Below are 26,213 nucleotides of genomic sequence, written 5' to 3'. Positions count from 1 at the left end.
CGAACGTGGTCGACCAACTGACTCCGGTCCTCACCAAGCGCTGGCTGTCGCCGCGCTCGTGGACGCTGAAGACCTACGAGCAGCTGGAGGGGTACACGGCGCTGCGCAAGGCGCTCAAGGCCCACCCGGACCAGCTCATCCAGCAGTGCAAGGACTCCGGTCTGCGCGGCCGTGGCGGCGCGGGCTTCCCGACCGGCATGAAGTGGGGCTTCATCCCGCAGGGCGACGGCAAGCCGCACTACCTCGTCATCAACGCCGACGAGGGCGAGCCGGGCACCTGCAAGGACATCCCGCTGATGATGGCGGACCCGCACTCGCTGATCGAGGGCATCATCATCACCTCGTACGCGATCCGCGCGAACTTCGCCGCGATCTACGTGCGCGGCGAGGTGCTGCACTGCATCCGCCGGCTCAACGCGGCCGTGCAGGAGGCGTACGCGGCGGGCTACCTGGGCAAGGACATCCTCGGCTCGGGCTTCGACCTCGACGTGGTGGTGCACGCCGGCGCGGGCGCCTACATCTGCGGCGAGGAGACCGCCCTCCTGGACTCCCTGGAGGGCAAGCGCGGCCAGCCCCGGCTCAAGCCGCCGTTCCCCGCGACCGCCGGCCTCTACGCGTCGCCGACCGTGGTGAACAACGTCGAGACCATCGCGTCCGTCCCGTACATCGTCAACGGCGGCGCGGACTGGTTCCGCACGATGGGCCGCGAGCGGTCCCCGGGCCCGAAGATCTACTCGCTGTCCGGTCACGTCGAGCGCCCCGGCCAGTACGAGGCGCCGATGGGCACGACCCTGCGCCAGCTGCTGGACATGGCGGGCGGCATGAAGGACGGCATCCCGCTGAAGTTCTGGACGCCGGGCGGCTCGTCCACCCCGCTGTTCACCGCCGAGCACCTCGACGTGCCGCTGGACTTCGAGGGCGCGGCCGAGGCCGGCTCGATGCTGGGCACCACGGCGTTGCAGATCTTCAACGAGACCGTGTCGGTGCCGTGGGCGGTCATGAAGTGGACCGAGTTCTACAAGCACGAGTCGTGCGGCAAGTGCACGCCGTGCCGCGAGGGCACCTACTGGCTCGTCCAGATCCTCCAGCGCATGGTGCGCGGCGAGGGCACGGCCGGGGACATCGACACGCTGCTGGACGTCTGCGACAACATCCTGGGCCGGTCGTTCTGCGCCCTCGGTGACGGCGCGGTCAGCCCGATCACTAGCGGCATCAAGTACTTCAAGGACGAGTTCCTCGCCTTGTGCGACCAGAACTCGAAGGTTCTCGCAGGAGCAACGGCATGACGATCGCGCCTGACAAGACCACCGAGCTGGTCGTGCCCGAGGGTCACGTCAAGCTCGTCATCGACGGCCTGGAGGTCGTCGCGCCCAAGGGCGAGCTGCTGATCCGGACCGCGGAGCGGCTGGGCATCGTCGTGCCCCGGTTCTGCGACCACCCGCTGCTGGAGCCGGCCGGCGCGTGCCGCCAGTGCCTGGTCGAGGTGGAGATGGGCGGCCGGCCGATGCCGAAGCCGCAGGCGTCCTGCACGATGACCGTCGCCGACGGCATGGTGGTCAAGACGCAGCTCACCTCGCCGGTGGCGGACAAGGCGCAGCAGGGCGTGATGGAGCTGCTGCTGATCAACCACCCGCTGGACTGCCCGATCTGCGACAAGGGCGGCGAGTGCCCGTTGCAGAACCAGGCGCTCAAGCACGGCCGCTCCGACTCCCGGTTCCACGAGCACAAGCGCACCTTCCCCAAGCCGATCCCGATCAGCACCCAGGTGCTGCTGGACCGCGAGCGGTGCGTGCTGTGCCAGCGGTGCACCCGGTTCTCCGCGCAGATCGCCGGCGACCCGTTCATCGAGCTGCTGGAGCGCGGCGCGCAGCAGCAGATCGGTGTCGCGGAGGAGAAGCCGTTCCAGTCCTACTTCTCCGGCAACACCATCCAGATCTGCCCGGTGGGCGCGCTGACCTCCGCCGCGTACCGGTTCCGGGCGCGGCCGTTCGACCTGGTGTCCACGCCCAGCGTGTGCGAGCACTGCTCGTCGGGCTGCGCCGAGCGCACCGACTGGCGGCGCGGCAAGGTGCAGCGCAAGCTGGCCGGCGACGACCCCGAGGTCAACGAGGAGTGGATCTGCGACAAGGGCCGCTTCGCGTTCCGCTACGCCACCGCCGACGACCGGATCACCCGGCCGCTGGTGCGCGACCGGGCCACCGGTGAGCTGCGCGAGTCGTCGTGGACCGAGGCGTTGCAGGTCGCGGCGGCCGGGCTGGCGAAGGCGCGGGACGGCAAGGGCGTCGGCGTGCTCGCCGGCGGCCGGCTGACCCTGGAGGACGCGTACGCGTACTCGAAGTTCGCCCGGATCGCGGTGCGCACCAACGACGTCGACTTCCGCGCCCGCGCCCACTCGGCCGAGGAGCTGGAGTTCCTGACCTCGACCGTCCTGGGCGTCACCCCGGACAACGGCGGTGTCACCTTCAAGGGCATCGAGGCCGCGCCGGCCGCGCTGCTGGTGGCGTTCGAGCCCGAGGAGGAGGCGCCGATCGTCTTCCTGCGGCTGCGCAAGGCGGCCCGCACGAAGAAGACGAAGGTGTTCCACCTGGGCCAGTTCACCTCGCCCGCGGTGGAGAAGACGTTCGGCACGCTGCTGGCGTGCGTGCCCGGCGGCGAGCCCGCCGCGCTCAACGCCCTGCCCGAGCACGCCGCCGACGTGGTGGAGGAGCTGGGCAAGCCGGGCGCGGTGATCCTGGTCGGCGAGCGCGCCGCCGAGGTCCCGGGCCTGTTCTCCGCGGTGTCCGCGCTGGCAAAGAGCACCGGCGCCAAGGTCGCCTGGATCCCGCGCCGCGCCGGCGAGCGGGGCGCGCTGGAGGCCGGTCTGCTGCCGACGCTGCTGCCCGGCGGCCGGCTGGTGTCCGACGCCGCCGCGCGCGCCGAGGTCGAGCAGGCGTGGGGCCTTCCCGCGGGTTCCCTGCCGGAGAAGGCCGGCCGCGACACCACCGGCATCCTGACCGCCGCCGCGAGCGGTGGCCTGGACGCGCTGGTCGTCGGCGGTGTCGACCCGTTCGACCTGCCCGACCCGGCGCTGGCCGAGCGCGCCCTGGACTTCGTCGGGTTCGTGGTGAGCCTGGAGCTGCGGCACAGCGCGGTCACCGCGCACGCCGACGTGGTGCTCCCGATCGCCCCGGCGGTGGAGAAGTCCGGCTCGTACGTGAACTGGGAGGGCAGGCACCGCCCGTTCGGCCTGACCCTGGAGGGCACCAGTGCGCTGCCCGACGGCCGGGTGCTGGACACCCTGGCCGTCGAGATGGACGCCGACCTGTTCACCCAGACCCCGGCCTCGGCCGCCGCCGACTTCGAGCGGCTGGGCCGCGGCGCCGTCGCCGCCCAGGCCCCGACCGTGGCCGCCCCGCTGCTGCCGCAGCCCAAGGACGGCCAGGTCGTGCTGGCCACCTGGCGGCGGCTGCTGGACAACGGCTCGATGCAGGACGACGAGCCGAACCTGGCGGGCACCGCCCGGCCGGTGGTGGCGAAGCTGTCGCAGGCGACGGCCGACCGCCTCGGCGTCGAGCTGGGTGGCGAGGTCACCGTGTCCACCGACCGCGGCGCGGTGACGCTGCCGGTCGAGGCGGCCGACCTGCCCGACGGCGTCGTGTGGCTGCCGGGCAACTCGGGCGCGGCCACCGTGCGGCGCACCCTCGTCGCCGGTCACGGTTCGGTCGTGACCGTCACTAGCGGAGGCAAGGCATGAGCACCGCCGAACTGCTGGCCGACGACCCGGTCTGGCTGGTCATCGTCAAGGTCGTGGGGATCTTCGCGTTCCTCGTCGTCATGACCCTGTTCATGATCAACTGGGAGCGCAAGGTCGTCGCCCGGATGCAGCAGCGGCCCGGCCCCAACCGGGTCGGCCCCAACGGCTGGCTCCAGTCGCTGGCCGACGGCCTCAAGCTCGCGTTCAAGGAGGACATCCGCCCGGTCCTGGCGGACAAGTGGGTGTTCTTCCTGGCCCCGGTGATCTCCTGCATCCCGGCGTTCGTCGCGTTCTCGGTGATCCCGCTGGGCGGCGAGGTGTCGATCTTCGGCGAGCGCACCGCGCTCCAGCTCGTGGACCTGCCGGTCGGCGTGCTGGTCGTGCTGGCCTGCTCCTCGCTGGGCGTCTACGGCATCGTGCTGTCCGGCTGGGCCTCCGGCTCGCCGTACCCGCTGCTGGGCGCGCTGCGCTCGGCCGCGCAGGTGATCTCCTACGAGATCGCGATGGGCCTGTCGATCGTCGCGGTCGTCATGCACTCCCACTCGCTGTCCACCTCGGACATCGTCGCCTCGCAGGCCGGCGGCTGGTACTTCTACCTGCTGCCGGTCAGCTTCCTGATCTACGTGACGTCGATGGTCGGCGAGACCAACCGGGCGCCGTTCGACCTCCCCGAGGCCGAGTCGGAGCTGGTCGGCGGCTTCCACACCGAGTACAGCTCGCTGAAGTTCGCGCTGTTCTTCCTCGCCGAGTACGTGAACATGGTGACCGTGTCCGCGCTGGCCACGACCCTGTTCCTGGGCGGCTGGCGGTTCCCGTTCGTCGGCGACGACCACCTGCTCAACTCCGGCTGGTTCGGCCTGCTGTGGTTCGTGCTCAAGACGCTCGCGTTCCTGTTCCTGTTCATCTGGCTGCGCGGCACCCTGCCCCGCCTGCGCTACGACCAGTTCATGCGGCTGGGCTGGAAGTTCCTGGTCCCGATCGCGCTGGTGTGGTTCGTCGCGGTGGCGTTCGCCCGGTACGTGCGCCAGGAGATCGAGTCGGACTCGCTGAGCACGTCCACCGTGCTCGCCGTGTTCGGCGCGGTCCTCGGCGTGGTGCTGCTGGTGGCGTTCCTGCTGCCGGACCGGCGCGAGGTGCGCGACCCGAACGCCGTGCCGGTCACCGGCGGCGGCTTCCCCGTCCCGCCGCTGGACCTGCAAGTGCCCAAGTCGCCGCCGCGCCGGCGTCAGGTGCCGGTGGCGAACCTGCCCGGCGAAACCAGGGAACCCGCAGCGGTTACCGCATCCAGGGAGGAGGCCGGCGATGGGCATGCTTGATCCCGTCAAGGGCTTCGGCGTGACCTTCGGGACGATGTTCAAGAAGGTCGTCACCGAGGAGTACCCCGAGGTCAAGAAGGTCACCGCGCCGCGGTTCCACGGCCGCCACCAGCTCAACCGGCACCCGGACGGGCTGGAGAAGTGCGTCGGCTGCGAGCTGTGCGCCTGGGCCTGCCCGGCGGACGCGATCTTCGTCGAGGGCGGCGACAACACCGAGGACGAGCGCTACTCGCCCGGTGAGCGCTACGGCAAGGACTACCAGATCAACTACCTGCGCTGCATCGGCTGCGGCCTGTGCATCGAGGCGTGCCCGACCCGCTCGCTCACCATGACCAACGAGTACGAGCTGGCCGACGACGACCGGCAGAAGCTGATCTTCACCAAGGAGGACCTGCTCGCACCGCTGCTGTCCGGCATGGAGCAGCCGCCGCACCCGATGCGACTGGGCGAGAGCGAGCAGGACTACTACGTCAACGGCCCGCGCCTCCAGGCCGAAGCGGACATCAAGGCGAAGCAGGAGGGCCGGTGAACCTCCTGCTCCAACCGGACACCGTCGAGCGCGTGGTGGACACCGTCACCACCGGCGAGGCGGTGGCGTTCTGGATCCTCGGGCCGCTGGCCCTGGCCGGCGCGCTCGGCATGCTGTTCGCCCGCAACGCCGTGCACTCCGCGCTGTGGCTGGTGCTGACCATGCTCAGCCTCGGCGTGCTCTACATGGTCCAGCAGGCGCCCTTCCTGGGCTTCGTGCAGATCATCGTCTACACCGGCGCGATCATGATGCTGTTCCTGTTCGTGCTGATGCTGGTCGGCCGGGACAGCTCCGACTCGGTCGTGGAGGTGCTGCGCGGGCAGCGGCTCGCGGCGGCCGTGCTCGGCATCGGGTTCGCCGGCCTCGTGGTCGGCTCCCTGGCCCGCGCGCTGACCGACGTGGACGCGATCGGCCTGGCCCAGCAGAACACGCAGAACGGCGGCAACGTCGCCAACATCGGCGAGGCGCTGTTCACCGACTTCCTCTTCCCGTTCGAACTGACCTCCGCCCTGCTGATCACGGCGGCGGTCGGCGCGATGGTGCTCGCCTTCACCTCCCGCACCAAGGAGAAGAAGACGCAGAAGGAACTGGTCGAGGAGCGCTTCCGCGGCGACCGGGTCGGCTCGCTGCCCGGCCCCGGCGTGTTCGCCACGGCCAACTCGGTCGCCACGCCCGCGCTGCTGCCCGACGGCTCGGTGGCCAAGGAGTCGCTGTCCGAGCTCATCGAGACGACGGCGAAGGAACGGCTGGAGGACGACGTCGCCGAGGTCACCGGCACGGCGCACCAGCCCGACGCGCACGCGCTCAAGGGAGACCACTCGTGACCCCCACCTACTACCTGCTGCTGTCCGCCCTGCTGTTCAGCCTCGGTGCGGTGGGCGTGCTGGTGCGGCGCAACGCCATCGTCGTGTTCATGTGCATCGAGCTGATGCTCAACGCCGTGAACCTCAGCCTGGTCACGTTCGCCCGCATCAACGGCGGGCTGGGCGGCCAGGTGATGGCGTTCTTCGTGATGGTCGTGGCCGCGGCGGAGGTCGTGGTCGGCCTGACGATCATCATGGCGATCTTCAAGACGCGTCGCTCGGCCTCGGTCGACGACTCCAACCTGCTGAAGTACTGAGAGGTCGACGGTGGCTGTTCCAATGCTCGACCCCGCCAGCGGGTCTTCGGACGCTGTTGCCGCAGTCAGCGGGGTCGGCAGTCTCGCCTGGTTGTTGCTCGCGCTGCCCGCTTTCGGCGCGACCGTGCTGCTCTTGGGCGGCCGGCGCACCGACAAGTGGGGCCACCTGCTGGGCTGCGCGACCGTGATCGCGTCGTTCGCGTACGGCGTGGCGCTGTTCTTCGACACCATCGGGCAGACCGGCGAGCGCACCAGCGAGCTGCACCTGTTCGACTGGGTGCCGGTGAACGCGCTGAACGTCGAGTTCGGGCTGCGCCTGGACCCGCTGTCGCTGACGTTCGTCCTGCTGATCACCGGTGTCGGGTCGCTGATCCACATCTACTCGATCGGCTACATGGCGCACGAGGCCGGGCGGCGGAAGTTCTTCGCCTACCTGAACCTGTTCGTCGCGGCCATGCTGCTGCTGGTGCTGGGCAACGGCTTCGTGACCCTGTACTTCGGCTGGGAGGGCGTGGGCCTCGCCTCCTACCTGCTGATCGGCTGGTACCAGCACAAGCCGGAGGCGGCCAGCGCCGCGAAGAAGGCGTTCCTGATGAACCGGGTCGGCGACCTGGGTCTCGCGATCGGCATCTTCATCCTGTTCAAGGAGCTGGGCACCACCCAGTACACCGAGGTGTTCGCCCGGGTCGGCGAGCTGTCGGCGGCCGAGGTCACCGCGGTGACGCTGCTGCTGCTCCTGGGCGCGTGCGGCAAGTCCGGCCAGTTCCCGCTCCAGGCGTGGCTCCCGGACGCGATGGCCGGCCCCACCCCGGTGTCGGCGCTGATCCACGCGGCCACGATGGTCACCGCGGGCGTCTACCTGATCGCCCGCGCCAACCCGATCTACAACGCCTCGGCCGACGGCCGCCTGGTCGTGATGATCATCGGCGCGGTCACGTTGATCATCGGGTGCATCATCGGCTGCGCCTACGACGACTTCAAGAAGGTCCTGGCGTACTCGACGGTCAGCCAGATCGGCTACATGATCCTGGCGGTGGGCCTCGGCCCGGTCGGCTACGCGCTGGGCATCATGCACCTGCTCACGCACGGCTTCTTCAAGGCCGGCCTGTTCCTCGGCGCCGGTTCGGTCATGCACGGCATGAACGACGAGGGCAACATCCGCCGCATGGGCGGCCTCTGGCGCAAGATGCCCATCACGTTCGTCACCTGGACGTTGGGCTACCTCGCGCTGATCGGCTTCCCGTTCCTGTCCGGCTACTTCTCCAAGGACGCCATCATCGCGGCGGCGTTCAGCGAGCCGGGCTGGCGCGGCTGGGTGTTCGGCGGCGCGGCGGCGCTGGGCGCGGCCATCACCGCGTTCTACATGACCCGCCTGCTGTTCCTGGTCTTCCTCGGCAAGCCGCGCTGGGAGGACCTCAAGAGCGAGGACGGCCGCGAGTACCACCCGCACGAGTCGGGCCTGACCATGACGGTCCCGATGATCCTGCTGGCGGTCGGCTCGGTCGGCGCGGGCGCGTTCCTCTCCTCCGGCAACACCCTCGCGAACTGGCTCTCCCCGTCGCTGGGCGCGTTGCAGGAGCAGCACGGCGTCCTGGACCACACCGTGGTGAACTTCCTGGTGCTGGGCCTGTCCGCGCTGGGCGTGCTGGTCGCGTGGCTGTTCTTCGGCCGCCGGCCGCAGCCGGTGGAGCGCCCGCAGCGGGTGTCGTTCGTGGTCCGCGCCGCGCGCAACGACCTGTACGGCAACGCGCTCAACGAGGCGCTGTTCGCGCGGCCGGGCACCTGGCTGACCCGCGCGCTGGTGTTCGTCGACAACAAGGGCGTGGACGGGCTGGTCAACGGCTCGGCCGCGCTGCTGGGCGGTAGCTCGGGCCGGCTGCGCCGCTTGCAGACCGGGTTCGTGCGCTCGTACGCGCTCTCCATGCTCCTGGGTGCGATCTTCGTCCTGGGCGCGCTGCTGATGGTGAGGTTCTCGTGAGCTGGACGCTGATCGCGCTGCTCGTGCTGCCCCTGGTGGGCAGCGTCGTGGTGGCCTTCCTGCGGGGCGACGACCGGACCGCGAAGCTCGTGGCGCTCGCCTTCGCGCTGGCCGAACTGGTGCTCGCGGTGCTGGCCTGGGTCGCCTACGACCCCTCCGGCGACCGCCTCCAGCTGACCAGCTCGGCCGAGTGGATCCCGGCGTTCGGCATCCACCTGTCCTTCGGCGTGGACGGCATCGCGCTGGTGATGATCGCCCTGATCGCCTTCCTGGTGCCGGTGGTCATCGGCGGGTCCTGGGCGGACAAGCTGCCCGAGGGCCGCAGCGCGGGCGGGTTCTTCGCCCTGCTGCTGGCCATGCAGACCGGCATGATCGGTGTCTTCGCGGCCACCGACGTGTTCCTGTTCTACGTGTTCTTCGAGGCCGTGCTGGTCCCGATGTACTTCCTGATCGGCCGCTTCGGCGGGCCGAACCGGCAGTACGCGGCGATGAAGTTCTTCCTGTACTCGCTGCTGGGCGGCCTGATCATGCTGGCCTCCGTGATCGGCGTGTACGTGGCCGCGCGGGACAAGCTCGGCTCGGGCACCTTCGACTGGGCCACCCTGGTCACGGTCACCCGGGACCTGCCGCTGTCCACGCAGATCTGGCTGTTCCTGGGCTTCTTCATCGCGTTCGCGATCAAGGCGCCGCTGGTGCCGCTGCACACGTGGCTGCCCGACGCCGGTGCGGAAGCACCGGTCGGGGCGGGCGTGCTGCTGGTCGGCATCCTGGACAAGATCGGCACGTTCGGGTTCCTGCGCTACTGCCTGCCGCTGTTCCCGCTGGCCAGCCAGGAACTCGCGCCGCTGGTGCTGGTGCTCGCCGTCGCGGGCATCCTCTACGGCTCGCTGCTGGCGGTCGGCCAGACCGACATGAAGCGGTTCGTCGCCTACACGTCCATCGCGCACTTCGGCTTCATCGCGCTGGGCATCTTCGCGTTCAGCTCGCAGGCGGGCGCGGGTGCGGTGCTCTACATGGTCAACCACGGCATCTCGACCGGCATGCTGTTCCTGGTCGTCGGCATGGTGATGGCCCGCGGCGGGTCGCGCCTGATCCAGGACTACGGCGGCATGGCCAAGCTGACCCCGGTGCTGGGCGGCCTGTTCTTCGTCGCCGGCCTGTCGTCGCTGGCGCTGCCGGGCACCAACTCGTTCGTCAGCGAGTTCCTGGTGCTCATCGGGTCCTACCCGAACCAGCCGGTGTTCACCATCCTGGCCGCCATCGGCATGGTGCTCGCCGCCCTGTACGTCCTCTGGCTCTACCAGCGGGTGTTCCAGGGACCGGTGCGCGGCACGGCCCTGGTGGACGCGGTCGGCGGACCGGGTGCGGCACTCGACCCCGAGCGGGCGAACGTGCCGGACCTGAACAAGCGGGAACTGGCGGTGCTCGCGCCGCTGGTCGCGCTGATCCTGGTGCTCGGGTTCTACCCGCAGCCGGTGTTGGACGTGATCACCCCGTCCGTCGGGGCGACGCTCAGCGAGGTCGGCGTGACCGACCCGGTCGCGCAGGAAGGCAAGTGACGTGGTGACGGACCTCCTCGCCCAGGCCCAGCGGCTCCAGGCGCCCGAGATCGACTACCTGGCGGTCGCGCCGATCCTCATCGTGCTCGGCGCGGCGTGCCTGAGCGTGCTGGTGGAGGCCTTCCTGCCGAAGGCGCAGCGGTGGAGCAGCCAGGTCGTGCTGACCCTGCTCACGCTGGCCGCGGCGGGGGCCTCGCTCATCGCCTACGCCAACGACGCCCTGCCCCAGGGCAAGGTGACCCTCGCGGGCACGGTCGCCGTCGACAAGCCGGTGATCTTCCTGTGGGCCACCCTGCTCGTCCTCGGGTTCGGCTCGGTGCTGCTCATCGCCGACCGCTCGGTGGAGCCCGGCGGCGCGTTCGTCGCCGAGGCGGCCGTCCTGCCCGGCACGCAGCAGGACCGCGCGCAGGCCAACCGGCTCGGCATGCAGACCGAGGTGTTCCCGCTGACGCTGTTCGCGCTCGGCGGCATGATGGTGTTCGTCGCGGCGAACGACCTGCTGACGATGTTCATCGCGCTGGAAGTGCTGTCCCTGCCGCTGTACCTGATGTGCGGCCTGGCCCGCCGTCGCCGCCTGCTGTCGCAGGAGGCCGCGGTCAAGTACTTCCTGCTCGGCGCGTTCGCCTCGGCGTTCTTCCTCTACGGCGTGGCCCTGCTCTACGGCTACGCGGGCTCGGTGAAGCTCGCCGACATCGCCGCCGCCACCTCCGGCACCGACCGGTCCGACACGCTGCTGTACGCGGGCTTCGGCCTGCTGGTGGTGGGCCTGCTGTTCAAGGCCTCGGTCGGCCCGTTCCACGCGTGGACCCCGGACGTGTACCAGGGCGCGCCGACGCCGGTCACCGCGTTCATGGCGGCGTGCACGAAGGTCGCCGCGTTCGGCGGGATCCTGCGGGTGCTGTTCGTGGCCTTCGAGCGGTCCAGCTGGGAGTGGAACGGCGTCCTGTGGGGCGTGGCCATCGCCTCGATGGTGATCGGCGCGGTGCTCGGCCTGACCCAGACCGACGTCAAGCGCATGATCGCCTACTCCTCGGTGGCGCACGCGGGCTTCCTGCTGGTCGGGTCGATCTCGCTGTCGGAGGAGGGCCTGTCCGGCACGATGTTCTACCTGATGGCCTACGGCTTCACGACCATCGCCGCGTTCGGCGTGGTGTCGCTGGTGCGCAACGCCGACGGCGAGGCCACCCACCTGTCCCAGTGGGCGGGCCTGGCCAAGCGGTCCCCGGTGACCGCGGCGGTGTTCACGTTCCTGCTGCTCGCCCTGGCCGGCATCCCGCTGACCAGCGGTTTCATCGGCAAGTTCGTGGTGTTCGCGGCGGCGCTGGAGAGCGGCATGGCGCCGCTGGTCGTGGTCGCCCTGGTGGCCTCGGCGGTGGCCGCGTTCTTCTACCTGCGGGTCATCGTGCTGATGTACTTCAGCGAGCCGGCGGCCGACGGGCCGACCGTCAGCGTGCCCGGCGCCATGACCACCATCGCCATCACGCTGGGTGCGGCGATCACCCTGGTGCTGGGGGTGTACCCCAAGTACGCGCTCGAATGGGCGGGTGCCGGCGGGTTCATCTTCTAGTGGTACGTAGGCTTCACGCGTGACCAGTAGCGAGCGGGCGGGGACGGGGTTCCGTTTTGCGGACCCCGTGCTCGCGGAGGTGGTTCAGGCGGGGCTCACCGAGGTGGAAGAGCTGCTGCGCAAGGTCGTGCAGAGCGAGTTCCACCCGGTGATGGAGACGTCGCTCCACTTGGTGGACGCGGGCGGGAAGCGCATCCGCCCGCTGTTCACCATCCTGTCCGCCCAGTTCGGGTCGACGTGGGACCGGGAAGCCGTCATCAAGGCGGCGGCCGTGGTGGAGCTGACCCACCTGGCCACCCTGTACCACGACGACGTGATGGACGAGGCCACCATGCGCCGCGGCGCGGCCTCGGCCAACGCGAAGTGGGACAACTCGATCGCCATCCTCACCGGCGACTACCTGTTCGCGCACGCGTCGGCGCTGGTCGCGGACCTGGGCACGCGGGCCGCGCGGATCATCGCGGAGACCTTCTCCGAGCTGGTCACGGGCCAGATGCGGGAGACGATGGGCCCGCGCGAGGGCGAGGACCCCATCGCGCACTACCTGACCACCATCGCGGAGAAGACCGGGTCGCTGATCGCGACCGCCGCCCGGTACGGCGCGATGTTCTCCGACGTCACCCCGGCGCAGGTCGAGGCGCTGCGCACGTACGGGGAGATCATCGGGGCCGCGTTCCAGATCTCCGACGACGTCATCGACATCGCGTCGCCGTCCTCGGAGTCGGGCAAGACCCCGGGCACCGACCTGCGCGAGGGCGTGAAGACGCTGCCCATGCTGTACGCGCTGGCCGACGAGCCGGAGTCGCGTCTGGCGTCGCTGCTGGCCCAGCCGCTGACCGACGACGCCGAGGTCGAAGAGGCCCTGGAGCTGCTGCGGGCGTCCTCGGGACTGGCGCGGGCGCGGGCGACGCTGGACGACTACGCGGCTCGGGCGCGGGCGACCCTGCGCGACCTGCCGGCGGGTGTGGCCCGGGACGCGCTGGAGTCGGTCAGCGAGTACGTGGTCACCCGCACCCATTGAGGCACGCAACCCGGCCGCCCGATCGGGTCACTCGGCAGGGTCACTCGATCGGGGCGAGGAGCCTGGTGCGGCGGCGGGAGCGCACCGCGTCGGCGGTGAACAGCGCGAGCGCCGCCCACACCATCGCGAACCCGAACCAGCGGGACGCGGGCATCGGCTCGTGCACCACGAACACGCCCCACGCGAACTGGAGGACCGGGGCGAGGTACTGGAGCATGCCCATCGTGGTCAGCGGCACCCGGCGGGCGCCCGCGCCGAACAGCATCAGCGGCACCGCCGTGACCAGGCCCGTGGACACCAGCAGCGCGGCGTGCCCGAGGCCGTGGTCGTGGAAGGTGCCCGCCCCGCCCAGCCACACCAGGTAGCCGACGGCGACCGGGCCGAGCACCATGCTCTCGGCGGTCAGGCTGGAGGTGGCGTCCAGCGGCACGGTCTTCTTGATCAGCCCGTAGACGCCGAACGAGCACGCCAGCACCAGCGAGATCCACGGCAGCCGGCCGTAGTCCACCGCCAGCACCACCACGGCCGCCACCGCGATGGCCAGCGCCGCGTACTGGAGGCCGCGCAGCCGTTCCCGCAGCACCAGCACCCCGAGCAGCACGCTGACCAGCGGGTTGATGAAGTAGCCCAGGGCGGCCTCGACGACGTGGCCGGTGTTGACGGCGTAGATGTAGACGCCCCAGTTCACCGCGATCAGCGCGGACGCGGCGGCCACCATGAGCCAGCCGCGCCGCGACAGCCGCCGCAGGCCCGCCCACCGGCCCAGCACCGCTGTGACGAGCAGCATGAACGCCAGCGACCAGGCGACCCGGTGCGCCAGGATCTCCGTCGACGCGGCCGGCGCGAGCAGCGGCCAGAAGGCGGGGAACATGCCCCAGATGACGTAGGCGCCAGCTCCGAAAGCGATACCCTTGTTGCTCTGGTGAACCTCTGCCGAAGTGGCGGCGGAGTTCGTCAACGGCGGCACACGGGCCACTCTACGCGAGCCGTTTTGGCTGGTCAGTTGCTCCGAACGGCCTACTGTTCCACTATGGGCGCAGGGCCGCGTGGTCGGACGCGCCGGACCTCGTGGTCAGGGTAGTTTGGCACCGCTTCCACTACCGGGTGAAGGCTCGGCAGCGGAGCGTGTCGGGGATGTCAGGACTGTGCAGTGGGAGGGTTCCGGCGTGAGTTCGCTCTTCGGACAGGTGTGGCTGTGGAGCCTGCTGTCGTTCGTGGCAGGCGTCGCGCTCACCTGGCTGGTGCTGGTCCGGCCCGCGAAGAAGGAGTTGCAGGACGTGGAGGACCGCCTGCTGGGCGCGTCCCCGCGCCCGGTGGCCCCCGCCGTCGCCGCCTCCGCACCCGTCGCACCCGTCGCACACCGCCCCGCGGAGCCCGTGCGGGACGAGTTCGACGACTGGCACCGGTCGTCCTCCCCGGTCGACGACCTGCTGCGCGACGACGACCCGCCGCGGTACGACGTGGCGAACATGAAGCTCGACGAGCGTGACCGGCTGCTGGAAGAACTCGACGACGAGCACCGCCCGCTGTCGGACTTCGAGGAGCAGCACGACTTCCCCGAGTACGAGGACGACCGGCCGCGCAGCCTGTTCGAGCGGCTGTCCCCCGGGGCGGAGCCCGCTCCGGCCGGCTCCGGTCCCGCGCCGTTCGCCGGCTCCGGCCCTTCCGACGAGCCGGAGGACCTGCCCGCCGAGGAGGCCCACCTCCTGCCGCCCGCGCAGCCCGCCGCCGAGGTGGCGGTGTCGCGCGAGCCCGAGCCGACCGCCCCGCCGGAGGTGGAGGCCTTCCAGCCGCGCGAGGTGTGGCGGGAGGAGCCGGAGCAGGTCGTCTACGGCGAGGACGAGGACCCGGCCGAGGGGCCCGAGCAGGAGGACGAGCCCGAGCGCCCCGCCGAGCAGACCACGCTGATCCCGGCGACGGCCCTGGCGCGGGCGATCGCCGAGGTGGACGCCCGCGACGAGGAGAACGCCCAGCAGGAATCCGCCCAGCAGGAGTCCGCCCGCCGCGACGAACCGCGGCAGCTGTGGCCCGACCGCGACCTGACCGGCGAGTACCCGGTGATCCGCGCCGAACTCCCGACCCCGGAACCGGACCTGCCCGCGGCCGAGTCGACGACGGTCCTGGACGCCCGCGCCATCGCCGCCCACACCCCGGCCGCCGACCAGCGCCGGCCGGAGCCCCAGCCGGACCCCGAGCCCCGGGCGGACACCACGCCCGAACCGGCCGGCGACCAGCCCTTCGTGCCGACCTACCAGCCCGAACCGGCCGCCCACTCGGAGCCCGAGCAGCCCTTCGTGCCGACCTACCAGCCCGAACCGGCCGCACACGCCAAGCCCGAGCCGCTCGCCCAGCGCGAGCCGCGTGCTCAGGCCGACCCGCGCGAGCCGTTCACCGAGGCCGAGCCGGCCGCCCAGCGCGAGCCGCAGCCCTTCGCCCAGCCGCAGCCGGCACCCCAGCCGCAGTCCGAGCCGGCGCGCCCGCGTTCCCTGTTCGAGCCGGTCGTGACCCCGGACGACGAGGCGCAGGACGAGCCCCCGGCCCCGCCGAAGCCCAGGCCCGCCACCCCCGGCAACGACCAGCCGTTCGTGCCCAAGCTCGCCCCGGAGCTGCTGGAGACCAAGGACAGCGGCGGCCTGCCCCAGCGCCCGGTCCGCCCGGCGGGCGCGCGCACCACGCCGCCCCTGCCGCCGACCCCGGCCCCGCAGCCGCTCACCCCGCCGCCCCCGCCCCGCCCGGCCCGCCCGCGCCCGGTCGGCTTCAGCCCCAGCACCGGCGGCCGTCCCGGCGGCGCCACCACCCGCTACCAGCAGCCGGAGGGCTTCAACCCGCGCTCGCCGTTCGGTCCGGGCTCGGTGCTGCCGAAGTCCGACGGCAAGGCCCCGGCCCCGGACTTCCAGGTCAAGGCCACCCTGACCGGCCGCCGCTACTTCACCGCGGAGTCGGCCAACTTCAGCGAAACCCGCGCCGACGTGTGGTTCCGCACCACCTCCGACGCGGAGAAGGCCGGCTTCCGCCCGGCCCCCTAGCCGTCCCCTGGGGAGGGAACGCGAGAAAGGCCCCTGCTCCGGGAGGCGGAGCAGGGGCCTTTCCGTGTGCTGAAGGCGCCTAGACGACGGTCCAGGTGTCCTTGCCGCGCAGCAGTGCCGCGAGGTCCGGGGCCTTGGCGGCCTGGGCTTCGGCGACCTGCGCGCGGGCGGCGTCGTCGTAGGTGGTGCGGGCGGTGTTGCGGAACACGCCGGTCACGGTGTGCTGCAAGTCCTGCGTGGACAGGCGCGACAGCGCGAACGACAGGTTCAGGTCCGAGGCGTCGTGCACGACGATCTCCGACTCGGCCACGTCGGCGGTCTTGGCCACGGTCAGGCCGAACCCGTCCCGCACGACCGCGTACTCGCCGCCGCCGAACACGATCGGCTGCCCGTCGACCACGTTGATGATCCGCCGGGAGGCCTCGTCGGCGTCCTTGAGCACGTCGAACGCGCCGTCGTTGAAGATCGGGCAGTTCTGGTAGATCTCCACCAGCGCCGACCCGCGGTGCTCGGCGGCCTGCCGCAGCACCTCGGTCAGCCCGGCCCGGTCCGAGTCGATCGCCCGGCCCACGAACGAGGCCTCCGCGCCCAGCGCCAGCGACACCGGGTTGAACGGGTGGTCCAGCGACCCGTACGGCGTCGACTTGGTGACCTTGCCCTCCTCGGAGGTGGGCGAGTACTGGCCCTTGGTCAGGCCGTAGATCCGGTTGTTGAACAGCAGGATCTTCAGGTTCACGTTCCGGCGCAGCGTGTGGATCAGGTGGTTGCCGCCGATGGACAGCGCGTCGCCGTCACCGGTCACCACCCACACCGACAGGTCCGGTCGCGCCACGGCCAGGCCGGTCGCGATGGCGGGCGCACGGCCGTGGATGGAGTGCATGCCGTAGGTGTTCATGTAGTACGGGAACCGCGACGAGCAGCCGATCCCGGAGATGAACACGATGTTCTCGCGCTTGAGGCCCAGCGTGGGCAGGAAGGACTGCACGGCGTTGAGCACGACGTAGTCGCCGCAGCCCGGGCACCAGCGGACCTCCTGGTCCGACTTGTAGTCCTTGGCCTTCTGCGGCTCGTCCGACGTCGGAACCCCGTCGAGACCCCCCAAGCCCGGCAGACCCAGGTCGATCGCCGTCATTCGGACACTCCCTTGATCACGTCGGCGAGGACGTCCTGCAACTCCTCCGCCTTGAACGGCAGGCCCTGCACCTTGGTGTAGCTGATCGCGTCGACCAGGTACTTGGCGCGCAGCAGCAGCGCGAGCTGGCCGAGGTTCATCTCCGGCACCACGACCTTGTCGTAGCGGGCGAGCACCTCACCCAGGTTCTTCGGGAACGGGTTGAGGTGGCGCAGGTGGGCGTGCGCGACCGGCATCCCGAGCTTGCGCACCCGGCGGGCGGCGGCGCCGATCGGGCCGTAGGACGAGCCCCAGCCGACGACCAGGACGCGGGCCTGCCCGGACGGGTCGTCCACGACCACGTCGGGGACCTCGATGCCGTCCACCTTCTGTTGCCGCAGCCGCACCATCTTGTCGTGGTTGGCCGGGTCGTAGGAGATGTTGCCGGTGCCGTCGGACTTCTCCAGACCGCCGATGCGGTGCTGGAGGCCCGGCGTGCCGGGCACGGCCCACGGGCGGGCCAGGGTCTCCGGGTCGCGCAGGTACGGCCAGAACTCGCCGTCCGGGCCGTTGGGCGCGGTGGCGAACTCGACCGACAGGTCCGGCAGCTCGGACAGGTCGGGGATCAGCCACGGCTCGGAGCCGTTGGCGATGGCGCCGTCGGAGAGCAGCAGCACCGGCGTGCGGTACTTCAGCGCGATGCGCACCGCGTCCAGGGCCGCGTCGAAGCAGTCGGCGGGGGACTGGGGCGCGACGATCGGCACCGGCGACTCGCCGTTGCGGCCGAACATCGCCTGCAACAGGTCGGCCTGCTCGGTCTTGGTCGGCAGACCGGTCGACGGGCCGCCGCGCTGCACGTCGATGATCACCAGCGGCAGCTCGGTCATCACCGCGAGGCCGATGGTCTCGGACTTCAGCGCCACACCCGGGCCGGACGTGGACGTGATGCCCAGCGCGCCGCCGTAGGAGGCGCCCAGGGCCGCGCCGATGCCGGCGATCTCGTCCTCGGCCTGGAGGGTGGTGATGCCGAAGTTCTTGTGCTTGGACAGCTCGTGCAGGATGTCCGAGGCCGGGGTGATCGGGTACGTGCCCAGCACGACCGGCAGCTTCGCCTGCTGACCGGCGGCGACGACGCCGTAGGCCAGGGCGGTGTTGCCGGTGATCTGGCGGTAGGTGCCCTGGTTCAGCTTGGCCGGGGCGACCTCGTAGGTGACCGCGAAGCTCTCGGTGGTCTCGCCGTAGTTCCAGCCCGCCCGGAACGCCAGCACGTTGGCCTCGGCGATGTCGGGCTTCTTGGCGAACTTCTCGCGCAGGAACCGCTCGGTGCCCTCGGTGGGCCGGTGGTACATCCAGGACAGCAGGCCCAGGGCGAACATGTTCTTGGCCCGCTCGGCGTCCTTCTTGCCCAGCCCGGTGTTCTCCAGCGCGCCGATGGTCAGCGTCGCCATCGCCACCTTGTGGACCTGGTAGCCCTCGAGGGAGTTGTCCTCCAGGGGGTCGCTGTCGTAGCCGACCTTGACCAGGTTGCGCTTGGTGAACTCGTCGGTGTTGACGATCAGCGTGCCGCCGCGGGGCAGGTCGCCGATGTTGGCCTTGAGGGCGGCCGGGTTCATGGCGACCAGGACGTCGGGGCGGTCGCCGGGCGTGAGGATGTCGTAGTCCGCGAAGTGCAGCTGGAAGCTGGACACGCCCGGGAGCGTGCCCTGGGGCGCCCGGATCTCCGCCGGGAAGTTCGGCAGCGTCGCGAGGTCGTTGCCGAACGCGGCGGCTTCCGAGGTGAAGCGGTCACCCGTGAGCTGCATGCCGTCACCGGAGTCACCGGCGAACCGGATCACCACGCGGTCGAGCTTGCGAACCTCGGTGCCGGTTGGCGCGGCGCCGTTACCAACGTCGGTAGTCATGTCCTACGCCGATCCCTCTCTTCACGCCCGCAGGGGCGAAGTCGCCCCTCCCCCTCCATCGAGGGTAGTCGTGCCCGTCCTCTGGCTGGTTTCCGCCGTACCACTGTGCGGGACGAACCGTCCCAAGTGGTGCACCGCCGGGCAACCCGGCGGTAATCACCGCACTTTCCCGTATACCCACCAGTAACTGTTACCGAAAGTTACAGGTATGTTCGGGGGTCTGTCCACAGCCCTTCTAGGGCCGTCCGCTGATGCGGGCCTTCATCGCGGCCAGCTTGGCGGCGAACTCCGGCGTCTCGATGGACGCGACCTGGGGAACGATCTCGGTGTCCACGGCATCACTGTGCTCGACCATCGCGGCCGTCCGGCGCATCGTGGCCTTGATGGTTCGGACCAGCTCACGCGGAGCTTCGGCCGCCGGCCGGGCCAACGCGACGGCCGCCGCGACCAACTCGTCGTGGCCACCGTCGACCTTCTCCCAGGCCAGCCCGTGCCGCACGGCCGCGTCCGCGTCCAGGACCTGCCCCAACAGCGTCATGGCGGTCGCGGTCTGCGGGCCGACGAGTCGCTGGAGCATCCACGTCATCCCGCCACCCGGGTGGATGCCGAGCTGGAGGAACCGCGCGTCGAACCGCGCCTTCGGACCTGCGAGCCGAACGTCACACGCCAGCGCCAGGTTGAGCCCCGCACCCACCGCCGCCCCGCCCACGGCCGCGATCGTCGGCAGCGAGCAGTCGGCGACCGCGAGGAACCCGGCGTAGATCCGCCGCAGCCCTTCCTCCCGGGCTTCACCCAAGGCCGTCAGGTCCGCGCCCGCGCAGAACGCCGGGGGAGCACCTGTGACGACCACGGCGTGGGCGTCCTTTTCAGCGCTCTTCACGGCCTGTACCAGCTGCTCGGACAGGTCGAGCGTCAACGCGTTGCGCCGATCCGGGTCGTGCACGGTGATGACCGCCACACCGTCCACGCGCTCCAGCAACACCTCAGGCTTGTCTGGCATGGCGGCACTCTAGGGGGCCGGCGGCCGGTCCAGCAGTCGGGAGAGCACAACAGTCGAGACGGTCCGGTCGATGATCTCGACCGCCCGCAGCCGTTCCAGCGCGGTCTCCAGGTGGTGGATGTTCGCCGCCCGCAGGTGCACTATCGCATCCGCCGCGCCGGACACCGTGTAAGCGGCCATGACTTCGGCCATCGGCTCCAGCCGGGCCTGGATGTCGCCGGGGGTCACGTTGCCCCGGCAGTGCACCTCGACGAACGCCTCCGTACCCCACCCGAGCTGCTCGGGGTCCACGACAGCGGTGAAGCCCCGCAGCACCCCGGTGTCCAGCAGCCGGTCGACCCGCCGCTTCACAGCCGGAGCCGACAGGCCGACCTCCTTGCCGATGTCCGCGTAGCTGGAGCGGGCGTTGGCCATCAGGCACGAAATGATCCGCTGGTCAATCGAGTCCACACGCAACATTCTGCCCTAGAAGACGCAATACTGCGGCGTTGTTCGCTGGTCTAAGGGTTATTTACCCTTCGATCCATGACCTCGGTTTCCCTCCTGGGCCCCGGCGACGAGCCGATCGTGCTGGGCGTCACCACGCCCGCCACCCCCGTGCGCGTGCCGACCACCCGTCGGTACCTCATGTGCCCGCCGGAGCACTTCACGGTGGAGTACGCCATCAACCCCTGGATGGACCCGACCCAGCCGATCAGCACCGAGCTGGCCGTCGAGCAGTGGACGGCCTTGAAGGACACCTACGAGCGCCTGGGCCACAAGGTCGACCTGATCGAGCCCCAGCCCGGCCTGCCCGACATGGTCTTCTCGGCCAACTCCGGCACCGTCATCGACGGCCAGGTCCTGGGCTCCCGCTTCCGCGCGGAGCAGCGCGTCCCGGAGGCAGACCACTTCCGCCGCTGGTTCCTGTCCAACGGCTACACCAACGTCGTGATGCCGGAACGAACCAACGAGGCCGAGGGCGACTTCACCTGGACCGGCAAGTACTTGCTGGCCGGCACCGGCTTCCGCACCGACCCTCTGGCGCACTCGGAGGCCCAGGAGGTCCTGGGCGTGCCCGTCATCTCCCTGCAACTGGTGGACCCGAGGTACTACCACCTGGACGTGGCCCTGTTCGTCCTGACCGATGACCTGGTGGCGTACTACCCGGAGGCCTTCTCGCCGGGCTCGCAGCGAGTCCTGCGCCGCCTCTTCCCGGACGCCGTCATCGCCACGGCCGAGGACGCCGAGTGCCTGGGCCTGAACGCAGTCTCCGACGGCCGCCACGTGGTCCTGCCGGTCGAGGCGACGCACCTGGCAGCGGAGGTCGCCAAGCGCGGCTTCGAGCCGGTCTTCGTGGACATCTCGGAACTCCGCAAGTCCGGCGGCGGCCCCAAGTGCTGCACGATGGAACTCCGCGACTGAGCCGTTCCGTTCCGACGTCTTGAGGAAGGCCCCCGGCGCGATCACCGCCGGGGGCCTTTTCGTCGGCACAACCCGCCGGGGCGCTCTACTCGCCGAGCGGAATGCCGATCAATTGTTCCTGTGTCGGGCCAGCACGGGGTCGGTGTCCGTCTCGCCGGTCCAGCGGATGCCTTCGTGCGTGATCGCGTTGTCCAGGTTCGGCGGTTCGCGCACGTCCCACGCCAAGTGGTCGCCGACGAGTTCGGGATCGTGGGCGTGGGTTTGCCGCCAATGGGAGATTTCGCGCGTTCTCCCCACCGGCTGGTCGATGAAGTCGTACTCGACGACGATCCTCATCCGACTCCCGTCGTAATCGACGGAAACGAGACGAACCCGGTCGTCGGCGCTGTCCGGCGAGTCGAGGCGGTCGCGCACCCGTGCCACGACCGCCTCGATCCACGGCTCACCGTTCGTCATGATCGGTGAACATAGCACCGTGCCTATTAGTGGGACGCGTTCCACACCGTGCGGGAACCCGTGCTCACCGCGGCGGGCCCCCAGATCCCACGCACCTCGATCTGCTGCACGAGTTCGCAGCCACTGCTGTAGCACAGCCATTCATACGCGTACGCCGTGCAATTCCACTACCGTCCTTCGGTCACGTACTTCGGTGTGTTCAGCACGAACCGGATGGCGTCCAGGTGCTGGCGGCGTCGAAACCACGCCGAGGACTTCATCGGTCGGACAACCCGGTGGCGGTGGCGCCATGCGTTCGGCCTGTGCGGTCGGCGTGACCAGCGTGGCAAACGCAAAAATGGCAGCGATGAGCCCGGTGATGTTTCTTCGCAACGTCCCCCTGGTGCGAAGAGCGCCCCGCAGCGAGGGGCAGCCGGCGCTGACCGCTGCGGCACGGCCGTGGACACCTGTCACCCGTAGGGCTGATCGGGCTAGCGACGACACCCGGTGGAGTGCTCCGATCGACGGCACCTCGCTGTCGACCAGGTAGGGAGCGCGCCATGAACGACCTCGACGCCCAGCGGCCAGAGCCGTTGCCCCAGCCGCCGGAGGAAGAACGGTCCGAACGCGAGCAGAAGCCTGCGGTTCCCCGGCAGCTCAGCGGTCTCGAGTGGCTGGTCAAGCAGGTGCAGCGGCAGCGCGAGGGTTAGTCGGACACCTCCCGCTGGAACGCCGACCACAGCAGGTTCAACGGGTGGTCGGCCGGGAACTTCGCCCGCTCCTCCTTGCGGGCGAAGACCCCGACCAGGCGCTCCAGGACCGGCTTCCGGTCGTTCTTCAGCTCGACCACCCGCAGGCCCGAGCCCTCGCGCAGCTCGTTGTTGGCCGCCACCACGCCCAGTCCGGACGTGACGATCATGCAGCCCTCCACCAGGCCCGACCGCAGCAGCGACATCCCGTACTGGATCTCGTCGATCTCCGCCGCGATGTCCAGCTCGTTGCGGTAGTCCGGCCCGAACCACCCGCGCAGGAACTCGGCGATCAGCCCGTCGCCGGGCACCACCAGCGGCAGCTTCGGCAACTCCCCGGTGCCGACGCTCGTGCCCAACCGGTGCTCCGGGATGTTGGTCAGCAGCGCCAGCCCGCCGCGCCGCCACTCGATCACGTCGAAGTCCGCGAAGTCCGACCCGTCGCCGGCGGCGGTGACGACGCTGCCGCAGACGATGTCGACCTCCTTGCTCTCCAACTTGTTCCAGATGTCGCGGGTGCGGATGTGCACGACCTTGAGCTCCACGTCCCGCCGCCGGAAGTCGTCGGCCACGTGGTGCCACGCCTTCGCCAGCGAGTCGAGCATGAACCGGGTGGTACCGACGGTCAGCGTCGTGCCGAGCTTGCGGCGGCACTCGTGAATCGAATCCAGCCAGTCGGTCATTGTGGACCGCGCCAATTCCACCAGCGCCTCGCCGGTCGGTGTGATCAGCACGTCTTTTCCGCGACCCTGCTTGACGACCAGCGGTTCGCCGCACAACGACTTGAAGTTCCGGTTCAGCGTGTCGATCTGCTTCTGGACGCTGGACTGCTCCCGCCCCAGCACCCGCGCCGCGCGCAGCGCCGACTTCGTCTCGTACACCGCGATCAACGTCCTGAGCTGGTCGAACGTGGTGTCCAACAGCAGCGGGGAGGTGTGCAGGAGCCTGCTGAGCCGGTTGCCCGCGGGGAGCAGGAGCTGTGCCGACGTGGACATCGGGGCCTCTCGGGTCGGGTCGAACTGTTCTACCGATCAGTTGTACTGAACTTGATCGCAGTATGGGATCAAATTATCCGAAGAACTTGGTTGCTTTGTCTGGACACGTATACACCGTTCGTAAGAGACTTCTGCCGCAACCAGGTGCGAGTTCACGTGGGAGCAATCAAGGGGGTTTTGGGGGGTTGGGGGCCCGCCGGGCGTGAGCCTGGCGGGCCCCCACGTATTAACCTCATCCGACGTGACGGTTTCCACCCTGGACTGGGGCACGACGTACCGGGTCACCGTGCTCGACCTCGGGCTCGCCTGCTGCGGCGTCGAGGTCATGGCGGCCCTGGAGGGCGGGCGACCGCACGACCTGGCCGCGCTGGGGGTGGACGTGGCGCATGCCGCGGGCGAAGCGCACGTGCTGGTCGTGTCCGGGACCGTCACCGATGTCATGTTGCCCGCAGTGATCGCGACATTCCAGGAAATGCCGGAACCCCGTTACGTGCTGTCCGTCGGCGCGTGCAGCAACACCGGCGGGCCGTACTGGGACTCCTACAGCGTCACGAAGGGCATCGACCAGGTGCTGCCCGTGCACGTCGCCGTCCCCGGCTGCCCACCCCGTCCCGAGGCGCTGCTCGAAGGCCTCGCCGCACTGCACAGGTTGGTGTCATGACCGCCGCCTCGGCCGAACTGGCCTCCCTCGTCACGGGCGCGACGGTCAAGACCGCGTTCGGGCAGACGATCGCGCACGTCGCCGTGGAGCAGTGGTCGGCCGCCGCGCGTCAGGCCCGCGACGAGCTCGGCTGCACCGCGTTCGACTGGCTCGGCGTGGAGGACGCGGGACGTCCCGGTGCCGCCGGGCTGAGGCACGCCGTGTACCTGCACGTGCTCAACCCCGAGACGAAGCTCGGACTGTTGCTGCGCACCGAGGTCGGCGACGAGCCACTGCCCAGCGTCGCCGGCGTGTGGGCGGGGGCGGCGTGGCACGAGCGGGAGGCGGTGGAGATGTTCGGCATCACCCTGACCGAGCCCGCCCCGCACCTGCTGCTGCCGGACTCCTTCACCGGCCACCCGCTGCGCAAGGACTTCGTGCTGGCCTCCCGCGTCGTGCGCCCGTGGCCGGGCCGCCTGGAGCCTGGCGAGGACGGCACCACCGCCCCCAGCCGCCGCCGCATGGCCCCGCCGGGTGTGCCCGACCCGTCCTGGGGACCCCGACGCCTCGAAGGTGACACCGATGCCTGACCAGCCCGCCCCGCCGGCACCGGAGCCCTCAGCGCCCGCCCCAGCCCCGCAACAGGCCCAGCCGCAGCAGCCCACGCCGCCTGCGCCGCAGCAAGGCCAGGCACCGCAGCCGCAGCAGGCCCAGCCCCGGCCCGCACCACCGCCGCCGGCCCTGCCGCAGCCGACCCTGCCTCCGCCGGACCTGCCTCCCCGCACCCGCGGCGTGATCGCGCTCCTGGAAGCCAACTGCACCGTCTGCATGATCTGCGCCCGCGAGTGCCCCGACTGGTGCATCCACATCGACTCCCACACCGAGGTCGAGCAGCAGCCCGGCTCCGCCCGCCCCCGCGCCCGCAACGTCCTCGACCGGTTCGCCATCGACTACGGCCAGTGCCTCTACTGCGGCATCTGCGTGGAGGCGTGCCCGTTCGACGCCCTCCACTGGGCACCCGACTTCTCCTACCCCGGCACCGGCACGCTCGACGGCCACGGCGCCGTCGCCGAACTCGTGCACGAACGGGATGTTCTGAACATGTGGGTCGAACACGTGCCGCCCCCACCTGTTCTGGACACCCGGGCCGAACCGGCGCCGGAGACCGGTGCCACACGCCCCGGACGACCCGGTTCCGGAACCCCCGGGCGTCCCGGGGCGTTGAGAGGGAGGACGTAGTCACCCGGAGGCGAACAACCGTGCACAAGCACTACAACGGGGTGAAGACGGCGTTGCTGCTCGGCGCCATGAGCGCGCTGATCGTCGGGATCAGCTCGTTCTTCGGGCGGACGGCGCTGGTCATCGGCGTGGTGCTGGCTCTGGGCGTCAACGCCTACGCGTACTTCAACTCCGACAAGCTGGCCCTGCGCGCGATGCGTGCCCGGCCGGTGTCGGAGGTCGAGCAGCCCGCGATGTACCGGATCGTGCGGGAACTGGCGATGGCCGCCCGCCAACCCATGCCCCGCCTGTACATCAGTCCCACCGCCGCGCCGAACGCCTTCGCGACCGGACGCAACCCGCGCAACGCGGCCGTGTGCTGCACCACGGGCATCCTGGAGTTGCTCGACGAGCGTGAACTGCGCGCCGTCCTCGGGCACGAGCTGTCCCACGTCTACAACCGGGACATCCTCATCTCGTGCGTGGCGGGCGCGCTGGCCAGCGTGGTGAGCGCATTGGCGAACCTGGCGCTGTTCGCGAGCCTGTTCGGCGGCGACGACGAGGACCGCCCCAACCCGTTCGCCGTGCTGCTGATCGCCGTCCTGGGACCCATCGCGGCGGCCATCGTGCAGATGGCCGTGAGCCGGTCCCGCGAGTACCAGGCGGACGCGTCCGGCGCGGAACTCACCGGCGACCCGCTCGCCCTCGCCTCGGCCCTGCGCAAGCTGGAGCACGGCACGCTGGCCGCGCCTCTGGCCCCCGAACCCCAGGTGGTCTCGCAGTCCCACCTGATGATCGCCTCACCGTTCCGGCCGGGCGAGCAGCTCGCGCGCTGGTTCTCCACCCACCCGCCGATCGCCGACCGCGTCCGCCGGCTGGAAGAACTCGCCCGCCGCTCCTGACGCGGTCCG

The 26,213-nt window shown here is 70.5% G+C and carries 24 protein-coding genes; 17 read left to right on the top strand and 7 right to left on the bottom strand.

Translation table 11 applies throughout. The features are described 5' to 3' along the window. Positions 1–5: 5 nt before the first annotated feature. Genes nuoF through WBN91_RS14900 form a run of 10 tightly spaced genes read left to right on the top strand, consistent with a single transcriptional unit; the run spans position 6 to position 12,823 of the window. Positions 6–1,286, top strand: coding sequence for an NADH-quinone oxidoreductase subunit NuoF (nuoF, locus tag WBN91_RS14945; protein ID WP_121224754.1), 1,281 nt, complete (start codon positions 6–8; stop codon positions 1,284–1,286). Beyond that, positions 1,283–3,733 carry an NADH-quinone oxidoreductase subunit G gene (locus WBN91_RS14940; RefSeq protein ID WP_337724628.1) on the top strand — a complete coding sequence of 817 codons (2,451 nt, stop codon included), beginning with the start codon at positions 1,283–1,285 and terminating at the stop codon, positions 3,731–3,733. Before nuoF ends, WBN91_RS14940 begins: the two co-directional genes overlap by 4 nt. Next, positions 3,730–5,049, top strand: a complete 1,320-nt coding sequence (nuoH, locus tag WBN91_RS14935) for an NADH-quinone oxidoreductase subunit NuoH (protein ID WP_337724629.1) — start codon at positions 3,730–3,732, stop codon at positions 5,047–5,049. The genes WBN91_RS14940 and nuoH overlap by 4 nt, the downstream gene beginning before the upstream one ends. Beyond that, the gene (nuoI, locus tag WBN91_RS14930) at positions 5,036–5,578 is read left to right on the top strand and encodes an NADH-quinone oxidoreductase subunit NuoI (protein WP_337724630.1); all 543 of its coding nucleotides are present in this window, start codon (positions 5,036–5,038) and stop codon (positions 5,576–5,578) included. Before nuoH ends, nuoI begins: the two co-directional genes overlap by 14 nt. Beyond that, the gene (locus tag WBN91_RS14925) at positions 5,575–6,402 is read left to right on the top strand and encodes an NADH-quinone oxidoreductase subunit J (protein WP_337724631.1); all 828 of its coding nucleotides are present in this window, start codon (positions 5,575–5,577) and stop codon (positions 6,400–6,402) included. The genes nuoI and WBN91_RS14925 overlap by 4 nt, the downstream gene beginning before the upstream one ends. Further along, a complete protein-coding gene (nuoK, locus tag WBN91_RS14920) occupies positions 6,399–6,698 on the top strand; it encodes an NADH-quinone oxidoreductase subunit NuoK (RefSeq protein ID WP_337724632.1) in 300 nt (99 codons plus the stop codon). Before WBN91_RS14925 ends, nuoK begins: the two co-directional genes overlap by 4 nt. 22 nt (positions 6,699–6,720) lie before the next feature. Continuing rightward, complete coding sequence (gene nuoL / locus WBN91_RS14915; protein WP_337724633.1) at positions 6,721–8,676, top strand: NADH-quinone oxidoreductase subunit L; 1,956 nt, start codon at positions 6,721–6,723, stop codon at positions 8,674–8,676. Further along, positions 8,673–10,235, top strand: coding sequence for an NADH-quinone oxidoreductase subunit M (locus WBN91_RS14910; RefSeq protein WP_337724634.1), 1,563 nt, complete (start codon positions 8,673–8,675; stop codon positions 10,233–10,235). Before nuoL ends, WBN91_RS14910 begins: the two co-directional genes overlap by 4 nt. 4 nt (positions 10,236–10,239) lie before the next feature. Beyond that, entirely contained in the window at positions 10,240–11,802 is a 1,563-nt protein-coding gene (nuoN, locus tag WBN91_RS14905) for an NADH-quinone oxidoreductase subunit NuoN (RefSeq protein ID WP_337724635.1), read from the top strand. A gap of 19 nt (positions 11,803–11,821) precedes the next feature. Beyond that, positions 11,822–12,823 carry a polyprenyl synthetase family protein gene (locus WBN91_RS14900; protein ID WP_443217732.1) on the top strand — a complete coding sequence of 334 codons (1,002 nt, stop codon included), beginning with the start codon at positions 11,822–11,824 and terminating at the stop codon, positions 12,821–12,823. Positions 12,824–12,863: 40 nt separating this feature from the next. Here the strand turns inward: WBN91_RS14900 and rarD are convergent, their stop codons facing one another. Beyond that, complete coding sequence (gene rarD / locus WBN91_RS14895; protein ID WP_337729386.1) at positions 12,864–13,790, bottom strand: EamA family transporter RarD; 927 nt, start codon at positions 13,788–13,790, stop codon at positions 12,864–12,866. 199 nt (positions 13,791–13,989) lie between these two features. Between rarD and WBN91_RS14890 the strand changes: the two genes are divergently transcribed. Beyond that, the gene (locus WBN91_RS14890) at positions 13,990–15,849 is read left to right on the top strand and encodes a sunset domain-containing protein (protein WP_337724637.1); all 1,860 of its coding nucleotides are present in this window, start codon (positions 13,990–13,992) and stop codon (positions 15,847–15,849) included. Between the two features lie 79 nt (positions 15,850–15,928). Here the strand turns inward: WBN91_RS14890 and WBN91_RS14885 are convergent, their stop codons facing one another. The 4 genes from WBN91_RS14885 to WBN91_RS14870 all read right to left on the bottom strand — a co-directional run bounded on the left by WBN91_RS14885 (position 15,929) and on the right by WBN91_RS14870 (position 20,311). Next, positions 15,929–16,981: a 2-oxoacid:ferredoxin oxidoreductase subunit beta gene (locus WBN91_RS14885; protein ID WP_337724638.1), complete on the bottom strand. Its 1,053-nt coding sequence runs from the start codon at positions 16,979–16,981 to the stop codon at positions 15,929–15,931. Beyond that, positions 16,978–18,861: a 2-oxoacid:acceptor oxidoreductase subunit alpha gene (locus WBN91_RS14880; protein WP_337724639.1), complete on the bottom strand. Its 1,884-nt coding sequence runs from the start codon at positions 18,859–18,861 to the stop codon at positions 16,978–16,980. Before WBN91_RS14880 ends, WBN91_RS14885 begins: the two co-directional genes overlap by 4 nt. Positions 18,862–19,096: 235 nt before the next feature. Then, the gene (locus WBN91_RS14875) at positions 19,097–19,861 is read right to left on the bottom strand and encodes an enoyl-CoA hydratase (protein ID WP_337724640.1); all 765 of its coding nucleotides are present in this window, start codon (positions 19,859–19,861) and stop codon (positions 19,097–19,099) included. Between the two features lie 9 nt (positions 19,862–19,870). After that, positions 19,871–20,311 (bottom strand): Lrp/AsnC family transcriptional regulator, encoded by a 441-nt coding sequence (locus WBN91_RS14870; protein WP_121224781.1) that lies wholly within the window; start codon positions 20,309–20,311, stop codon positions 19,871–19,873. A gap of 75 nt (positions 20,312–20,386) precedes the next feature. Between WBN91_RS14870 and ddaH the strand changes: the two genes are divergently transcribed. Next, positions 20,387–21,265, top strand: coding sequence for a dimethylargininase (ddaH, locus tag WBN91_RS14865; protein WP_337724641.1), 879 nt, complete (start codon positions 20,387–20,389; stop codon positions 21,263–21,265). Positions 21,266–21,373: 108 nt separating this feature from the next. Here ddaH and WBN91_RS14860 read toward each other — a convergent pair whose 3' ends face one another. After that, positions 21,374–21,721, bottom strand: coding sequence for a hypothetical protein (locus tag WBN91_RS14860; RefSeq protein ID WP_337724642.1), 348 nt, complete (start codon positions 21,719–21,721; stop codon positions 21,374–21,376). Positions 21,722–22,260: 539 nt separating this feature from the next. On the opposite strand from WBN91_RS14860, the gene WBN91_RS14855 reads away from it, so the two are divergent. Beyond that, positions 22,261–22,410, top strand: coding sequence for a hypothetical protein (locus WBN91_RS14855; protein WP_337724643.1), 150 nt, complete (start codon positions 22,261–22,263; stop codon positions 22,408–22,410). Here the strand turns inward: WBN91_RS14855 and WBN91_RS14850 are convergent. Continuing rightward, positions 22,407–23,444 carry a LysR family transcriptional regulator gene (locus tag WBN91_RS14850; RefSeq protein WP_337724644.1) on the bottom strand — a complete coding sequence of 346 codons (1,038 nt, stop codon included), beginning with the start codon at positions 23,442–23,444 and terminating at the stop codon, positions 22,407–22,409. The genes WBN91_RS14855 and WBN91_RS14850 overlap by 4 nt on opposite strands. A 241-nt stretch (positions 23,445–23,685) precedes the next feature. Between WBN91_RS14850 and WBN91_RS14845 the strand changes: the two genes are divergently transcribed. The 4 genes from WBN91_RS14845 to htpX are packed head-to-tail and all read left to right on the top strand — an operon-like array spanning position 23,686 to position 26,204. Further along, positions 23,686–24,105 carry an NADH-quinone oxidoreductase subunit B gene (locus WBN91_RS14845; RefSeq protein WP_337724645.1) on the top strand — a complete coding sequence of 140 codons (420 nt, stop codon included), beginning with the start codon at positions 23,686–23,688 and terminating at the stop codon, positions 24,103–24,105. Beyond that, a complete protein-coding gene (locus WBN91_RS14840; RefSeq protein WP_337724646.1) occupies positions 24,102–24,674 on the top strand; it encodes an NADH-quinone oxidoreductase subunit C in 573 nt (190 codons plus the stop codon). Before WBN91_RS14845 ends, WBN91_RS14840 begins: the two co-directional genes overlap by 4 nt. Next, positions 24,667–25,323 carry a 4Fe-4S binding protein gene (locus WBN91_RS14835; RefSeq protein ID WP_337724647.1) on the top strand — a complete coding sequence of 219 codons (657 nt, stop codon included), beginning with the start codon at positions 24,667–24,669 and terminating at the stop codon, positions 25,321–25,323. The genes WBN91_RS14840 and WBN91_RS14835 overlap by 8 nt, the downstream gene beginning before the upstream one ends. 20 nt (positions 25,324–25,343) lie before the next feature. Then, entirely contained in the window at positions 25,344–26,204 is an 861-nt protein-coding gene (htpX, locus tag WBN91_RS14830; RefSeq protein WP_337724648.1) for a zinc metalloprotease HtpX, read from the top strand. Positions 26,205–26,213 lie beyond the last annotated feature (9 nt).

Origin of the sequence: Saccharothrix sp. CCNWYY140, from assembly GCF_037401995.1 — a bacterium.
Taxonomy (GTDB): Bacteria; Actinomycetota; Actinomycetes; order Mycobacteriales; family Pseudonocardiaceae; genus Actinosynnema.
Note: the sequence above shows the minus strand (reverse complement) of the source record. Positions and strands in the feature narration are given on the sequence as shown.

What these genes read in the sequence shown, in the direction of transcription:
- WBN91_RS14885 (WP_337724638.1), bottom strand. Translation starts at nt 16,981, where the DNA reads ATGACGGCGATCGACCTGGGTCTGCCGGGCTTGGGGGGTCTCGACGGG.
- WBN91_RS14860 (WP_337724642.1), bottom strand. Translation starts at nt 21,721, where the DNA reads ATGACGAACGGTGAGCCGTGGATCGAGGCGGTCGTGGCACGGGTGCGC.
- WBN91_RS14875 (WP_337724640.1), bottom strand. Translation starts at nt 19,861, where the DNA reads ATGCCAGACAAGCCTGAGGTGTTGCTGGAGCGCGTGGACGGTGTGGCG.
- ddaH (WP_337724641.1), top strand. Translation starts at nt 20,387, where the DNA reads ATGACCTCGGTTTCCCTCCTGGGCCCCGGCGACGAGCCGATCGTGCTG.
- WBN91_RS14880 (WP_337724639.1), bottom strand. Translation starts at nt 18,861, where the DNA reads ATGACTACCGACGTTGGTAACGGCGCCGCGCCAACCGGCACCGAGGTT.
- WBN91_RS14840 (WP_337724646.1), top strand. Translation starts at nt 24,102, where the DNA reads ATGACCGCCGCCTCGGCCGAACTGGCCTCCCTCGTCACGGGCGCGACG.
- WBN91_RS14835 (WP_337724647.1), top strand. Translation starts at nt 24,667, where the DNA reads ATGCCTGACCAGCCCGCCCCGCCGGCACCGGAGCCCTCAGCGCCCGCC.
- WBN91_RS14850 (WP_337724644.1), bottom strand. Translation starts at nt 23,444, where the DNA reads ATGTCCACGTCGGCACAGCTCCTGCTCCCCGCGGGCAACCGGCTCAGC.
- nuoH (WP_337724629.1), top strand. Translation starts at nt 3,730, where the DNA reads ATGAGCACCGCCGAACTGCTGGCCGACGACCCGGTCTGGCTGGTCATC.
- nuoI (WP_337724630.1), top strand. Translation starts at nt 5,036, where the DNA reads ATGGGCATGCTTGATCCCGTCAAGGGCTTCGGCGTGACCTTCGGGACG.
- nuoL (WP_337724633.1), top strand. Translation starts at nt 6,721, where the DNA reads ATGCTCGACCCCGCCAGCGGGTCTTCGGACGCTGTTGCCGCAGTCAGC.
- WBN91_RS14940 (WP_337724628.1), top strand. Translation starts at nt 1,283, where the DNA reads ATGACGATCGCGCCTGACAAGACCACCGAGCTGGTCGTGCCCGAGGGT.
- WBN91_RS14855 (WP_337724643.1), top strand. Translation starts at nt 22,261, where the DNA reads ATGAACGACCTCGACGCCCAGCGGCCAGAGCCGTTGCCCCAGCCGCCG.